Genomic DNA, 13,769 nt, shown 5'->3' on the forward strand with positions numbered 1-13,769 from the left:
AATGAAGATTGCACTTTTCGGTTATGGAAAGATGGGTAAAATGATCGAGCGTTTAGCACTGGAAAGAAACCATGAAATCGTAGCCAAAATAGATAACGACACGCAAGAAATAGATTTTTCGAACATAGAGGTTGCCATTGATTTTAGTATGCCAAGTGCGGCCTACGGAAACATTACCAAATGTATAGAAAATAACGTTCCGGTAATTTGTGGCACCACAGGTTGGCTAGATAAATATGATGATGTCGTAAAATTATGCGAAGAAAAAGAAGGTGCTTTTATCTATGCTTCCAATTTTAGCCTTGGGGTCAACATCTTTTTCGAGTTAAACGAGTATCTGGCAAAAATGATGCGCCATCTGTCGCAATACGACATACGTATGGAAGAGATACACCATACCCAAAAGCTGGATGCCCCCAGTGGTACGGCCATCTCTTTAGCAGAGGGCATTATAGAGAATTCTGATTATTCGGGATGGAAACTTGGTGAAAAAATAAAAAACAATATACCCATTACCTCTAAAAGAATTGGAAATACACCAGGCACCCACACCATAGATTATGTAAGCGATGTAGATAGTATAGAAATAAAACATACGGCCCACAATCGTGAAGGGTTTGCTTTGGGAGCCATTGCCGCAGCCGAATGGCTCATTGGAAAAACAGGTGTTTTCACCATGAAAGATGTGTTAAACCTTGGTTAAAATAAGTAACAAAAACTAAATTTTAGGACAAATGGTTATCAATGAATATCCGCTATATCGACCCAAGGATATTCTGTAAACATAAAATGATAAAATTATGAATGGCACTCAATGGATTATATTCATACTCATAATACAAGTTATCCATTTTCTTGGAACATGGAAACTCTATGTTAAAGCAGGGCGCAAAGCATGGGAAGCTGCCGTACCGGTATACAACGCCATTGTTTTGATGCAAATTATCAACAGACCAAAATGGTGGGTGGTTCTTTTGTTCATTCCTATCATCAACCTTCTCATGTTTCCCGTTATTTGGGTGGAGACCATTCGTAGTTTTGGAAGAAATAGCACATTGGAGTCTTGGTTGGTAGTACTTACACTAGGTCTTTATATTTTTTATGTCAATTACACGCTGGATGTTACCTACATACCCGAGCGAAGTTTACACCCTAGAACAGCCCTCGGAGAATGGGTGAGTTCTATTGTTTTTGCGGTAGTAGCAGCCACTTTGGTACACACATATTTTATTCAGCCGTATGTCATACCCACAGGTTCGTTGGAACGTACTTTACGGGTTGGCGACTTTCTATTTGTAAGTAAATTTCATTACGGGGCAAGAACACCGATGACCACGGTAGCGGCCCCCATGGTACATGACACCTTGCCAATTTTAGGTATAAAATCATATTTGAACAAGCCTCAACTCCCCTACTTTAGATTACCTGGCTTCACTAAAATCGAAAGAAACGATATTGTCGTTTTCAGTTGGCCTGCAGATACCGTAAGGGTATTCTTTAAAAAAGAGGCGGGCGTAAAAAAACCTATAGACAAAAAGTCGAACTATGTAAAACGTTGTGTTGGTATACCAGGTGATTCGCTCGAAGTTAGGGACGGTTATGTTTTTGTTAACGGAAAACAATTGGAATTGCCCGGCAGTGCCAAACCTCAATTCGACTATATAGTATATGCTCAAAATGGTGTATCCTCAAGGTTATTGGATAAATTGGGCGTTACAGATTTTACAAGAAAATACGTTTCGGGGCCATTAAACCAAGAGCAGGTTCAAATTTTGAACAAATATTTGATCGGATATAACCAGACAAATGACGGTCAACTGGAAATTTACACCAAGGCATCCGGTATACCAATAGACGTAATTAAAAAGTACCGTCTTTCACTCAAAGAAATAACCGATAGGCAACGTCTGGTGCCGTTAACCGATGAAATGGTAGCCAGCTTGCGTAAAGATTCCTCCGTAGATTCTGTTGTAAGACAAGTTATACCTAAAGGACAAAGAGGAAACAACCTTTTTCCACAAAGTCCGGATTACCCATGGAACTACAGCCAAATGGGCCCCATTTATATTCCTAAAAAAGGAAGTACCGTTGCCCTAAACCTGAAGGTACTCCCCTTGTACAAGAAAATTATCAGGGAATATGAAGGCAACACCTTAAGCGTATCTGGAAACCAGATTTTTATAAACGGAGAAGTCGCCGACTCGTACACCTTTAAACAAGACTACTATTGGATGATGGGTGACAACAGAGATCATTCTGAAGATAGTAGGGCGTGGGGCTATGTACCGGAAAACCACATCGTAGGGACGCCCATTTTTATATGGATGAGTTTCGATAATTTTACTGAAAGCATAGGTAACTGGAGACCACGATGGGATCGTATCTTCACCACAGTTAATGGTGATGGGGAACCACAATCTTACTTTAAATACTTTCTGATATTGCTTATAGCCTATTTCGTCGGAAGTTGGTTATGGAAAAGAAAAAAGTCTAACTAGTTTTTAAAAAGATGCATCTTTTACATCCGGCATATTTTCCCAATATTGCTTTTTTCAGTGTTTTCATCGATAATGAAACAATATGGGAAACACAAGACAATTTTCAGAAACAAACCTATAGAAACAGGACTTATATATGTACCGACAGAGGGCGCCATATGTTGAGTATTCCTATAATTCACGGTACAACCGAAAAAGGAAGACAGCTGTATAAAGATGTTAAGATAGACAACTCATATTCTTGGCAGCGACAACATTGGAGAACATTGGAAACAGCTTACAGAACCTCTCCCTTTTTTGAGTTCTACGAAGATGAGATTAGACCGCTGTACGAAAAAAAAATCGAATTCTTAATGGACATGAACCTTGAGTCCATAGCACTTATATGTGAAGCTCTACAACTTAAAATGCCAGTGGCTAAAACTACTGGCTATGAACTAAAGCCTAAAGAAAAAGACTTCAGATTTTTGATAAATGCCAAACAAAGTGTCAACATCACTGCCGATGAGTATACACAGGTTTTCGGGGAACGCCATGGTTTTATACCCAACACCAGTATACTGGATGCCCTATTTAACTTAGGTCCAAATACGGTAAGTTATCTAAAACAGGTAGAAATAAAAAAACCTAATGATTAGATTTTTGCTCCACTATGGCATTCATTTCATAGTACCCTTCTTTATCGCATTTACTTTTTTTAAGGAACACGCATGGAAGGTGGCCCTTATACTATTGGCAGGCATCATCATAGATATAGACCATGTATTGGCAGACCCTATTTTTGAGACCGATCGTTGCAGCATAAACTTTCACCCACTACATAGTTATTGGGCGATTGGTGTTTATTTTCTAATGCTCTTTTGGAAAAAGACCCGTATTTGGGGCATTGCCTTTTTAATACATATTGTTGCCGACCTTACAGACTGCCTACTCATTAGACCCCACCTTTAAGTAGACCATTACAGGTTCGTGGTCAGAAAGCCTTACATTATAGTTTTTATGCATTAGCACACGAAAGCTCGGATCTGTTAACACAAAATCTATCCTTAACGGAAAACGCCAAAAATTAATGGTTCTTCCATAACCAAATCCTTTTTCCTCAAAACTATCTTTCATATCCCCTCTAATGGTTCTATATACACTGGAATACTGCGTGTTATTAAAATCACCGCAAATGATATTTTTATACGGGGAACCTTTGGCATGCTCCACTATAATTTCGGCCTGTTCTTGCTGCATAAAGAAAGAGTTTCTTAACCTTTTAAAAAGCTTATCAGACTGTTCTCTTTTTAAACTCCAAGGTCTTACCTTTAAAGATTGAAGATGCAGATTATATATCCGTACAGTATCTTCCTTATAAACTATATCGGCATAAATTACATTATTAATCGTATTTGGAAGATTCAAGGACCCTTCTGATATTACGGGGTATTTAGAGAGTATCCCTTGTGTACTTTTATGTTCTTCGTAAGGGGTCTGACTCAAAAAAGGATATTGTTTAAACTTTTTGCCCCAACTACCCCTATACTCTTGAAAACAAATAATATCAGGATCTTCCTTTTTGATAAAATCTACGATTCGTCCTCCGACTCCTTTGGCATCTATAGAATTCATCTCGTTAAATTGCTGGGCATTGAAAGACATGATCTTAAGACCTTCCAAAGAACCACTATCCGGTTTTGGGTTAAAAAAGACAAAAGACCCCAAAACAAAATAACCGACCGTCAACACCACCAAAGACAACCATAAAAGCCTTCTTTTAAACAAGAACCAATACACCAAGAAAACAATGTTCAATACCACCAATAAAGGCACTGCCAAACTCAAGAAAAACAAACTTGCAACAGTTGTGTAGGGCACCGCACAGGCCAACAATAAGGTAAGTGCTATAACAATATTAAAACCATAAAGGATTCTATTAAAAAAAGACAGTCTTTTCATTCACATTTTATTCCTTACCAGCTTTGAAAAGAAAATCTTTTTCCGCCTTTGAAAGGCTTTCATAACCAGACTTACTGATCTTGTCTAAAATAGCGTCTATTTTCTTCTGATGACTTTGCGCATCATAGTTTTTTGAGGAAGTTGTAGTTCTCGATTGTTTCCTATACACCGTTTTCATGGGTGCTTTCTTCTCTGAACGTTTAAACAGGTTGGCCACAGCATCTAAAAACCTTGAAAATCCGGCCCCGATATCTGTTCCCTTATAAAGCTGCCTTGCATACAGATACCCTAATAAAGCACCACCTAAATGAGCTAAATGCCCCCCTGCGTTTCCGCTTGATGGTAACTGAATCAGATCCATAAGAACTACAAAAACACCTATGTACCATAATTTTACATTAAAAAATATGACCCTTACCTCTTGATTGGGAATATAGGTACAAATAAAAATCAAAATGGCACTGGCCCCTGCTGATGCCCCTATCAAATAGGCATTTATATCAAAGAAGGCCGGAAAAACATTATAACCGAGAACAAAGAAAAGTCCTCCCATTATAACACCCAGCAAATAAACGTTTAAAAAGCGTTTTGCATCAAATAGGTTCAAAAATATGCGCCCCACAAAGTAGATGAGCAACATATTCCAAAATAAATGCCCAAAACCACCATGAAAAAAGCTATAGGTTATTATGGACCATGGCTGCACAAGAAAATCAAAGAAATCGTTTGGCAACTCAAACCATTGCACAATGCTATTTTTTGAAATCCCGAACAAAAAGGGAACAAGTGCGTTCACAATGAACACCAATACATTGATAGCGATCAACTTTTCAGCGATGCTCAACCTATTATATTGATATCTTAGATTTGTCTCCGTCATTCTTTAATTCCAACGGTTATTGTTAAACTGATTCTTTTTCCAATACCACATCATCAAAAATCCGAACAACGCACCACCTACGTGCGCGAAATGTGCAATACCCTGTCCAAAAATACCATATCCGGTAACTCCCGAAAACAGGTCTAAAGCTATTAATACAGGAATAAAAAATTTAGCCTTGATCGGTATCGGAAGAAAAATAAGAAACAGTTCGCTATTGGGATAAGACATTCCAAATGCCACCAAAATACCATATATAGCTCCTGATGCCCCGACCGCAGGCGTATGGTATGCACTCAAAAAATTATCTATAGTAGATTTGCCCGCAATATTGTACCACTCCATACTATACTGTCCACTAGAGACAATATCCATAACCGTACTTTCCGATATACCTGAATTTACCAAAGCGGACATACCCTCGTTAAAATAATAATAATTGACCCCCGTATGTATCAATGCGGCCCCCAAACCTGCCGATAGGTAAAAGAACAAAAACTTGTTTCTACCCCACATACGCTCTAAGGGCGATCCAAAAGCGTACAGTGCATACATGTTAAACGCTATATGCATAAAGCCCCCGTGCATAAACATATGGGTAAGAATTTGCCATATGCCGAAATTCTCGTTCTTGGGAAACCACAAGGAAAACCACTGATACATTTGTTCCCCATAAATATTCGTTGCGACAAAAAACAAAATATTAATTATCAATAAATGTTTTATCGCCTCTGTTATTCTAGTCATTTATATAAATTTTCTATCAATATCATTTTCTGTAATGGTAATATAAGTTCTTTTGTTAAAAGGGCTTAATGTAGCTTCTTTACACGCGAACAAATCATTTACCAGACCTAATTGCGATGCATCGTCCAAAACCTCTCCGGTTTTAACCGATAAGGTCTTGGCCAACGTTTTTGCAAGCATATCACTTTGCGAAAAACTATCTTCGGAAACCTCCATTTGAAAGTCCGATATCAATTGCTCCATAACCATTTGCACCTCGCTTTCGGCAACCATGACGGGAACCCCCTTTATTTCAACGGCATCATCCTCTATGTTGCCAAATACAAAACCAACGGCACAAAGGTTTTCCTTTATTTCTTTTAGTATCTCCAATTCTACCTTAGAAAACGACAATAAAAGCGGAAACAACAATTGTTGACTGACCCCTTCTTTAATGGTAAGGTTTTTTAAAAAACCTTCATAAAGCACTCTTTGGTGTGCCCTACTCTGATTTATGACCACCATTCCCGATTTGATCGTGGTAACAATATACTTTTTTCGCAACTGAAAAGTGGTCGTTATGGTATCCCTAACATCTTTGTCCGAATCAAAGATAGTACTATTGATCTCTTCGGATTCAACTTCAAAAGTACTCGCGCCATGTTCAAAGGATTTTTTTTCTAGTCCCTCATACATGTTCTCCCACCCCTTGGCACTGCTCTTGGAGTAACTTGGCGTACGCTTTGGAGAAGAGGTTTCTTTAAACGGATTAAAACCAACATCTACCGTAATACTGGGCACAGGAGCATTCTTATTTTTGAAATCATAAGGTGTTTCCAAGTTCTGATCTTTTTCAAAATCCAAGGAAGGCACCACATTAAACTGGCCTAAACTATGTTTAATGGTAGACTTCAAATAAGCATAAAGCGTGTGCTCATCATCAAATTTTACTTCTGTTTTGGTCGGATGAATGTTAATATCTATAGTTGCCGGATCCACTTCCAAACAAATAAAATACCCCGGATGGGTACCCGGTTTTATCAAACCTTCAAAAGCGCCCAATACCGCATGGTGCAGGTACGGACTTTTTATAAATCTATTGTTTGCGAAAAAAAACTGCTCTCCCCTACTCTTTTTGGCAAACTCGGGTTTTTGAATATACCCAGAAATCTTTACCACATTGGTTTCTTCGTTTATAGGAACCAATTTTTCATTTGCCTTTCTACCGAAGATATGGACTATTCTTTTTCTAAAATCGTTCGCGGGCAGGTTAAACAACTCCCCTCCATTGTTATAAAAATGAAATTCGATTTGTGGATGAGCTAGGGCCACCCTATGAAATTCATCTGTTATGTGACGAAATTCTACTTGATCCGATTTTAAAAAATTTCGTCTTGCCGGAATATTGAAAAATAAGTTTTTGACCATCAAAGAAGTTCCTTTTGGTACCACGGCCACTTCTTGACTACAAATCTTACCCCCTTCTATCTTAATATGCGTACCCACTTCTTGATCCTCTGTACGGGTCATCATTTCTACATGGGCAATGGCGGCAATAGAAGCCAATGCCTCTCCCCTAAATCCTTTGGTGCTTAAATTAAAGAGATCTTCGGCCTTTTGAATTTTAGAAGTGGCATGACGCTCAAAACTGAGCCTGGCATCCGTATCGCTCATACCAATACCATTGTCCACAACTTGTATCAAGGTTTTTCCCCCGTCCTTAACAATCAATTTTATTTCTGTCGCTTTGGCATCGATAGCATTCTCCAATAGCTCTTTAACTACGGACGCAGGACGCTGAACTACTTCACCTGCTGCTATCTGATTGGCAACATGATCCGGTAAAAGTCTAATAATATCTGCCATTATCAGGAAAAAAATATAGAGAGGTCAAAATCTATGACATATAGAAAAATAAAGATGAGTACCCCTAGAATTATTAAAAAACGAATTTTAACATTGCGGTCACCTTTTCTTTTTGTGTCCTCTAGAGCATTACTTATTTTATTTTTAAGCCCTCTTTGGTTACCGAGGGTGCTTCTAAATTGATCGAACTTTGGTTCAATTTTATATGGATTGCCCTTGCCTTTGTCATCAAAATATCTAGGATTGTATTCAAACTTCCTATTTTTTCGTAAACGCGTTATTTTGCTTAGCATCCCCATATTCCCCAAAGTTACTTAAATTCAAAAAATGCGGTATACAAGGAATGCCAAAATTTGTTAACAGAATTCCCCTTTCAAAAACTATAGGAAACAATTTATTCCTACAGTCATAAAAACTAAGACGATCAAATAAAAATTACGGTTTACTTGCCCAGCACAGCCATTTTAATGGCTGCGATGGCCGCTTCGGAACCTTTGTTGCCATATTTTCCTCCACTCCGGTCAATGGCCTGTTGCATGTTATTATCCGTTAAGACACAAAAAATTACGGGTATGTCGTGCAAAACATTTAAGTCTTTAATACCCTGTGCTGTAGCATCACAAACAAAATCGAAATGTTTGGTCTCCCCTTGAATAACACTACCAATGGCAATTACGGCATCTACATTTTTTTGTTGTAACATTTTTTTACAACCAAAGGTAAGCTCAAAACTACCAGGAACGTTCCACCTAACAATGTTGGACGATTGCGCCCCACAATCCAACAAGGTCTCCTCTGCACCTTTGTACAGCCCTTCGGTAATATTCGAGTTCCACTCAGAAACAACAATCCCAAACCGAAGATCCTTCGCGTTTGGGACTGTAGCCTTGTCATAATCTGACAAATTTTTATTTTTTGTGGCCATTATGCTCCACTTTTGGCAATTCCGATAAAGGCATCGATAGAACGAGCTTCATCTGAACCGGAAAATTCATTCTTAATTCTCTCAAAATACTTCAAAGCTTTGGACTTATCATCCATTTCAAGGGCAGTTACACCCGCTTTATATAAAAATTTTGGGGTCGTATACTCATTCGTACTGTGTGCAAATGCCGCTTCATAATATTCCAAAGCATTCTTTGGATCGTTCAACTGCATAAAAGCATCTCCAATACCTCCCTTGGCCAGGGCACCCAATATCTCATCATCTGACTTAAATTCTTCCAAATAATCGACGGCCTCATCATATTTGTTCATGCTCAAATACGCCATACCAGCCGAATAATTAGCCAAATTGGCCGCTTTGGTACCACTGTACTCCTCTATAATATCCAAGAAACCGTATTTACCCTCAGCACCTTCCAAAGCCAAAGTAAACAATGAATCTTTAGCCGTAGTACTCGCCAATGCCTGGTCAAAATATTGTTGTGGATAATACATTTCGTTGGCTGCACTGGTTTCTTTGGGATTTTGTACAAATTGACCGTACGCCAAGTAACCCAAAACACCAATTGCGATAACCCCAATGACTCCCAAAATGTAGCTTTGATTTCTTGAAACCCATTCTTCAGTTTTGGATGCACTTTCATCCAAAGTACTGAATACCTCAGCCGTTGTACTTTCTTGCTCTTCAAACTCCTGAGCCTCAACCTTGGTTTTAGGTTTAAATCCTCTTTTCTTATATGTTGCCATCTCTAATTTTATTGGTCGCGCAAAAATAAAGTTTTTATTGAAATCCAATAGTGTATTTATTCGTTATTTTTGGAAGCCCTAGTAGCTATTTCGCAATCACGGACTAAAAAAACGGATATTTTTTAATGTTTCTCAAAAAACTATCACTTTTAAATTATAAAAATTTTGATTCGAAAAACATAGAGTTCGATTCAAAGATCAACTGTTTTGTAGGTGACAATGGTGTAGGAAAAACAAATATACTGGACGCTATATACCACCTTTCGTTCGGCAAAAGCTACTTTAACCCCGTCTCTTCCCAAAACATAAAGCACGGCACTGATTTTTTTGTGATCGAAGGTCTTTTCCAAAAAGAAGAACGTGAAGAAAAAATTATATGCAGCTTAAAAAGGGGCAACAAAAAAGTGATCAAAAGAAACGGCAAAGCCTACGAGCGATTTGCAGACCATATTGGCCTATTGCCCCTGGTTATTATCTCACCGGCGGACAGAGATTTGATTCTAGAAGGTAGCGATGTTAGAAGAAAGTTCATAGATGGTGTAATATCACAATCTGACAAAGACTATTTACAGTCGCTGATGAACTACAACAAAATTCTGTCGCAAAGAAACGCCCTATTAAAATACTTTGCCGCAAACCATACTTTTGACAAGGCCACCCTTGGTGTTTATAATGAGCAACTACACGCTTACGGTTCAGAAATATACAATAAAAGAATACAGTTTTTAGACATCTTTATCCCTATTTTTAAGGAACAGTACAAGGCTATCACAAACAACACCGAAGAGGTTAACCTTGCCTATGACAGCAAACTGTTGCACAACGACCTCTCTTCTTTGCTAGAAGAAAACCTGGCAAAGGACAGAGCCCTGCAATACACCAGTGTAGGCATCCATAAAGACGACCTTAGTTTTTCGATAAAAGATTATCCCATTAAAAAATTCGGCAGTCAAGGACAACAAAAATCTTTCTTGATCGCCTTAAAATTTGCACAATTCCATTTTATGCAAGAATTGGCAAAAACCAGCCCTATCTTAATATTGGATGATATTTTTGACAAGCTGGACGAAAACCGTGTGTCACATATCATCTCATTGGTAAACCAAGAAAATTTCGGACAAATTTTTGTGAGCGATACACATGCCGAAAGAACCGAAAAAGTTGTAAAAAAAATTCATCAGACCTACAAAATATTTAAGTTGTAATAAGAATGAAAAAGTTAATACTCCCTACCATTATATTGTTCGTCCTGTTCTCTTGTTCCAACAAAGTTTCTAAAAGCGACCTAAAGCACCTTAATGGGTATTGGGAAATAAAAGAAGTTGTTTTTTCCGATGGCAACAAAAAGGAATATAAAATTAATTCTATTATCGACTATATAGAGATCAATGATTTAAAAGGGTTCAAAAAAAAGGTAGTACCGCAATTTGACGGAAGTTTCAAAACATCAAACGATGCAGAACCATTTACCATAAAGCAAGAAGATGACGGTTTTAAAATTTTATACAAAAATGACTTAAGCGAATGGGAAGAAAGTATTATATTCTTGTCAGATGACAGTTACTCTACACAGAACGCGGAAGGTACTGTCTATCATTTTAAACGTTTTGAGCCCATAAAAATTGAATAACAATGTCACGAAGAGAAAACGATAACCTTAGCATGCAAGATGCCCTTTCGGCCTTTATCAAAAAGAACAAACTGCAAGATGGTATAGACAAGGTAGATGTAAGAACAGCATGGTCCAATCTTATGGGCAATGGTGTTCAGAACTACACCACCGAGGTTGAACTAAAAAATAGTACCCTGTTCGTATCTCTTTCCTCTTCCGTTCTAAGGGAAGAGCTAAGTTTGGGAAAGTCAAAAATTATACAAATGATAAACCAGGAACTAGGAAAAGACCTGGTGAAAAAATTGGTCTTACGCTAAACACCACCAATAATGACCCAGAACAAAAATGGCCGGTACAATTGTACCGGCCATTTTATTTTACTTAAATAGTATAATAATCTAATAGATTTCTCTTCCTGCAAAGTGAAAAGCACCCTCAATGGCTGCGTTCTCATCACTATCAGATCCATGAATGGCATTTTCGGCAATGCTATCCGCAAAAAGTTTTCTAATGGTTCCTTCCGCAGCTTCCGCTGGGTTGGTCGCACCTATCAAGGCCCTAAAATCCTCTACCGCATTTTCTTTTTCTAAAATAGCCGATACAATAGGACCTCTGGTCATAAACTCTACCAATTCGTCAAAAAATGGACGTTCTTTATGAATCGCATAGAATTCTTGGGCATCCCTAACACTTAACTGTGTGTACTTCATAGCCACGATCTTAAAACCAGCAGCCGTAATCTTATCCAAAATAGCCCCTATATGCCCTTTTTCAACAGCATCTGGCTTTATCATTGTAAATGTTCTATTCGTAGTCATTTTTCTAAATTTTGCGCAAAAATACGCTTTTCGGAACAAACGACAACTTTCAATTGTTTTAGCATTAGGTTATGAATTAAAACTATTGCACAAGAACCCACTTATAGGCATGTTGATAGTGTATATCCCATTTGCTATTATATTGTATCTTTGCGCCCATGAATTTTGAGCAAATAGAGGCACTTAAAGAATTGCTTTCCACTTCAAAGAGGATAGCTATCATTCCGCATAAAAATCCAGATGGCGATGCTATCGGTTCCACACTGGCCCTTTGGCATTATTTAACAAAAAAAGGACACCGAGCCGACGTACTGGCACCGAACGATTTTCCGAAATTTTTAAAATGGATGCCCGGTGCCGATCAAATTATAAATTTTGAACGCAACAACTCGGAAACAAAAAAGCGTATAACGGAAGCCGAATTGATCTTTACATTGGATTTTAACGATTTTGGCAGGGTTGGCCAAATGTCGGAAAGCCTACAGAACGCTACTGCAAAATTCGTAATGGTGGATCACCACCAAGAACCCTCGGACTATGCCACGGTAATGTATTCCGATGTAAGCATGAGCTCTACCTGTGAAATGGTCTACAATCTTATTTCTTATTTAGGCGACTTAGATCTTATAGACAAAGATATTGCCAACTGTCTTTATACAGGTATAATGACCGATACGGGCTCTTTTAAATTTAAGGCGACCACCAGCAAAACACACCGGATCATAGCTGATTTAATGGACAAGGGAGCCGAAAACACCGAGATCCATCATCGTATATATGATACCAACTCTCCCAGCAGATTACACCTTTTAGGCTGTGCGCTGAAAAATATGGTGATTCTAAAAGAGTTCAATACTGCTTATATTACATTGAGTCAAGAAGAGCTGGACCGTTATAATTACGAAAAGGGAGACACCGAAGGTTTTGTAAATTATGGCCTTACCCTTGAAGGAATCCGTTTTGCCGTAATATTTATAGAAAACAGGGAGGAAGGTATTTTTAAAATATCCTTTAGATCGGTCGGTGAGTTCTCTGTAAACGATTTTGCCCGTAAACATTTTGACGGTGGCGGACACCATAATGCCGCAGGCGGTAAAAGTGAAAGAAATTTAGAGGAAACCATCAGTTATTTTACATCATTACTTCCACAGTATAAAACTGCATTGACACAATGAGAAATATTATCTTAACTCTTGTTACCATATTACTTTTTAGTTGTGACGGTCCAGAACCAAGAAAACCGGTCAAAAGAAAAAGCGGTAGTTTTTTTAAAGCTTCGGTAGAACGAAGTAGAAAACTCTTGGAAGCCGAAGAGAAAAAAATTCATGAAATAATCAAGAACGACTCCTTAAAACATTATACGCACAGCGCTTCTGGTTCTTGGTACCATTACCTAAAAGTGAACGACAGCTCCAATTATACGCCAAAAACAGATGACTTGGTCATCTTAAAGTACAATTTGCTAACATTGGACAACGATACGATCTATTCGGAATCTGAAATAGGTACCGTTAGTTATAAGGTAGACAAACAAGAACTTTTTCTCGGATTAAGAGATGCTATTAAACTACTAAAGGAAAACGAAAAGGCAACTTTCCTTTTTCCTTCGTCCATAGCATATGGTTACCACGGCGATAACAACAAAATAGGAACCAATGTTCCCTTAAAATCAACAATTACCATTTTAAAAATTGAAAAACAACAAAACAATACGAAAGATTAAACCATTTATTATG

16 protein-coding genes are annotated in these 13,769 nt (G+C 38.0%); 9 read left to right on the forward strand and 7 right to left on the reverse strand.

Annotated elements, in window-relative coordinates; all coding sequences use genetic code 11:
- Nucleotide 1 precedes the first annotated feature (1 nt).
- The 4 genes from dapB (at nucleotide 2) to AB657_RS07015 (ending at nucleotide 3,449) form a co-directional block, all read left to right on the forward strand.
- Entirely contained in the window at nucleotides 2–703 is a 702-nt protein-coding gene (gene dapB, locus AB657_RS07000) for a 4-hydroxy-tetrahydrodipicolinate reductase (protein ID WP_047245839.1), read from the forward strand.
- A 97-nt stretch (nucleotides 704–800) separates the two neighbouring features.
- The gene (gene lepB / locus AB657_RS07005; RefSeq protein WP_047245840.1) at nucleotides 801–2,498 is read left to right on the forward strand and encodes a signal peptidase I; all 1,698 of its coding nucleotides are present in this window, start codon (nucleotides 801–803) and stop codon (nucleotides 2,496–2,498) included.
- Nucleotides 2,499–2,509: 11 nt separating this feature from the next.
- Entirely contained in the window at nucleotides 2,510–3,136 is a 627-nt protein-coding gene (locus tag AB657_RS07010) for a WbqC family protein (RefSeq protein ID WP_047245841.1), read from the forward strand.
- A complete protein-coding gene (locus AB657_RS07015) occupies nucleotides 3,129–3,449 on the forward strand; it encodes a DUF6122 family protein (RefSeq protein WP_047245842.1) in 321 nt (106 codons plus the stop codon). Before AB657_RS07010 ends, AB657_RS07015 begins: the two co-directional genes overlap by 8 nt.
- Here the strand turns inward: AB657_RS07015 and AB657_RS07020 are convergent.
- From AB657_RS07020 to AB657_RS07050, 6 genes are all read right to left on the reverse strand, one after another.
- Nucleotides 3,426–4,439, reverse strand: coding sequence for an endonuclease/exonuclease/phosphatase family protein (locus AB657_RS07020; protein WP_047245843.1), 1,014 nt, complete (start codon nucleotides 4,437–4,439; stop codon nucleotides 3,426–3,428). The genes AB657_RS07015 and AB657_RS07020 overlap by 24 nt on opposite strands.
- A gap of 7 nt (nucleotides 4,440–4,446) precedes the next feature.
- A complete protein-coding gene (locus AB657_RS07025; RefSeq protein ID WP_047245844.1) occupies nucleotides 4,447–5,319 on the reverse strand; it encodes a rhomboid family intramembrane serine protease in 873 nt (290 codons plus the stop codon).
- 3 nt (nucleotides 5,320–5,322) lie between these two features.
- Nucleotides 5,323–6,066, reverse strand: a complete 744-nt coding sequence (locus AB657_RS07030; protein ID WP_047245845.1) for a rhomboid family intramembrane serine protease — start codon at nucleotides 6,064–6,066, stop codon at nucleotides 5,323–5,325.
- On the reverse strand, nucleotides 6,067–7,911 hold the full coding sequence (gene mutL, locus AB657_RS07035) for a DNA mismatch repair endonuclease MutL (RefSeq protein ID WP_047245846.1): 1,845 nt from the start codon (nucleotides 7,909–7,911) through the stop codon (nucleotides 6,067–6,069). It lies immediately after the preceding gene.
- A 442-nt stretch (nucleotides 7,912–8,353) separates the two neighbouring features.
- Nucleotides 8,354–8,836, reverse strand: coding sequence for a 6,7-dimethyl-8-ribityllumazine synthase (ribH, locus tag AB657_RS07045; RefSeq protein WP_047245848.1), 483 nt, complete (start codon nucleotides 8,834–8,836; stop codon nucleotides 8,354–8,356).
- Nucleotides 8,836–9,603 carry a tetratricopeptide repeat protein gene (locus AB657_RS07050; protein WP_047245849.1) on the reverse strand — a complete coding sequence of 256 codons (768 nt, stop codon included), beginning with the start codon at nucleotides 9,601–9,603 and terminating at the stop codon, nucleotides 8,836–8,838. Before AB657_RS07050 ends, ribH begins: the two co-directional genes overlap by 1 nt.
- Before the next feature lie 125 nt (nucleotides 9,604–9,728).
- Here AB657_RS07050 and recF point away from each other — a divergent pair, with 125 nt between their 5' ends.
- The 3 genes from recF to AB657_RS07065 are packed head-to-tail and all read left to right on the forward strand — an operon-like array spanning nucleotide 9,729 to nucleotide 11,532.
- Nucleotides 9,729–10,808, forward strand: a complete 1,080-nt coding sequence (gene recF / locus AB657_RS07055; protein WP_047245850.1) for a DNA replication/repair protein RecF — start codon at nucleotides 9,729–9,731, stop codon at nucleotides 10,806–10,808.
- Nucleotides 10,809–10,813: 5 nt separating this feature from the next.
- A complete protein-coding gene (locus AB657_RS07060) occupies nucleotides 10,814–11,233 on the forward strand; it encodes a hypothetical protein (RefSeq protein WP_047245851.1) in 420 nt (139 codons plus the stop codon).
- A 2-nt stretch (nucleotides 11,234–11,235) separates the two neighbouring features.
- Nucleotides 11,236–11,532 (forward strand): DUF721 domain-containing protein, encoded by a 297-nt coding sequence (locus AB657_RS07065; RefSeq protein ID WP_047245852.1) that lies wholly within the window; start codon nucleotides 11,236–11,238, stop codon nucleotides 11,530–11,532.
- Between the two features lie 81 nt (nucleotides 11,533–11,613).
- Here the strand turns inward: AB657_RS07065 and AB657_RS07070 are convergent, their stop codons facing one another.
- On the reverse strand, nucleotides 11,614–12,033 hold the full coding sequence (locus AB657_RS07070) for a nucleoside-diphosphate kinase (protein ID WP_047245853.1): 420 nt from the start codon (nucleotides 12,031–12,033) through the stop codon (nucleotides 11,614–11,616).
- Between the two features lie 158 nt (nucleotides 12,034–12,191).
- On the opposite strand from AB657_RS07070, the gene AB657_RS07075 reads away from it, so the two are divergent.
- On the forward strand, nucleotides 12,192–13,208 hold the full coding sequence (locus AB657_RS07075) for a DHH family phosphoesterase (protein WP_047245854.1): 1,017 nt from the start codon (nucleotides 12,192–12,194) through the stop codon (nucleotides 13,206–13,208).
- Entirely contained in the window at nucleotides 13,205–13,756 is a 552-nt protein-coding gene (gene gldI / locus AB657_RS07080) for a gliding motility-associated peptidyl-prolyl isomerase GldI (RefSeq protein ID WP_047245855.1), read from the forward strand. Before AB657_RS07075 ends, gldI begins: the two co-directional genes overlap by 4 nt.
- The last annotated feature ends 13 nt before the right edge of the window (nucleotides 13,757–13,769 follow it).

Source organism: Maribacter thermophilus, assembly GCF_001020565.1.
GTDB lineage: Bacteria > Bacteroidota > Bacteroidia > Flavobacteriales > Flavobacteriaceae > Maribacter > Maribacter thermophilus.

What these genes read in the sequence shown, in the direction of transcription:
- AB657_RS07010 (WP_047245841.1), top strand. Translation starts at nt 2,510, where the DNA reads ATGCATCTTTTACATCCGGCATATTTTCCCAATATTGCTTTTTTCAGT.
- AB657_RS07070 (WP_047245853.1), bottom strand. Translation starts at nt 12,033, where the DNA reads ATGACTACGAATAGAACATTTACAATGATAAAGCCAGATGCTGTTGAA.
- AB657_RS07025 (WP_047245844.1), bottom strand. Translation starts at nt 5,319, where the DNA reads ATGACGGAGACAAATCTAAGATATCAATATAATAGGTTGAGCATCGCT.
- AB657_RS07020 (WP_047245843.1), bottom strand. Translation starts at nt 4,439, where the DNA reads ATGAAAAGACTGTCTTTTTTTAATAGAATCCTTTATGGTTTTAATATT.
- dapB (WP_047245839.1), top strand. Translation starts at nt 2, where the DNA reads ATGAAGATTGCACTTTTCGGTTATGGAAAGATGGGTAAAATGATCGAG.
- mutL (WP_047245846.1), bottom strand. Translation starts at nt 7,911, where the DNA reads ATGGCAGATATTATTAGACTTTTACCGGATCATGTTGCCAATCAGATA.
- AB657_RS07060 (WP_047245851.1), top strand. Translation starts at nt 10,814, where the DNA reads ATGAAAAAGTTAATACTCCCTACCATTATATTGTTCGTCCTGTTCTCT.
- AB657_RS07065 (WP_047245852.1), top strand. Translation starts at nt 11,236, where the DNA reads ATGTCACGAAGAGAAAACGATAACCTTAGCATGCAAGATGCCCTTTCG.
- recF (WP_047245850.1), top strand. Translation starts at nt 9,729, where the DNA reads ATGTTTCTCAAAAAACTATCACTTTTAAATTATAAAAATTTTGATTCG.
- ribH (WP_047245848.1), bottom strand. Translation starts at nt 8,836, where the DNA reads ATGGCCACAAAAAATAAAAATTTGTCAGATTATGACAAGGCTACAGTC.
- AB657_RS07030 (WP_047245845.1), bottom strand. Translation starts at nt 6,066, where the DNA reads ATGACTAGAATAACAGAGGCGATAAAACATTTATTGATAATTAATATT.
- gldI (WP_047245855.1), top strand. Translation starts at nt 13,205, where the DNA reads ATGAGAAATATTATCTTAACTCTTGTTACCATATTACTTTTTAGTTGT.
- AB657_RS07015 (WP_047245842.1), top strand. Translation starts at nt 3,129, where the DNA reads ATGATTAGATTTTTGCTCCACTATGGCATTCATTTCATAGTACCCTTC.
- AB657_RS07050 (WP_047245849.1), bottom strand. Translation starts at nt 9,603, where the DNA reads ATGGCAACATATAAGAAAAGAGGATTTAAACCTAAAACCAAGGTTGAG.
- lepB (WP_047245840.1), top strand. Translation starts at nt 801, where the DNA reads ATGAATGGCACTCAATGGATTATATTCATACTCATAATACAAGTTATC.
- AB657_RS07075 (WP_047245854.1), top strand. Translation starts at nt 12,192, where the DNA reads ATGAATTTTGAGCAAATAGAGGCACTTAAAGAATTGCTTTCCACTTCA.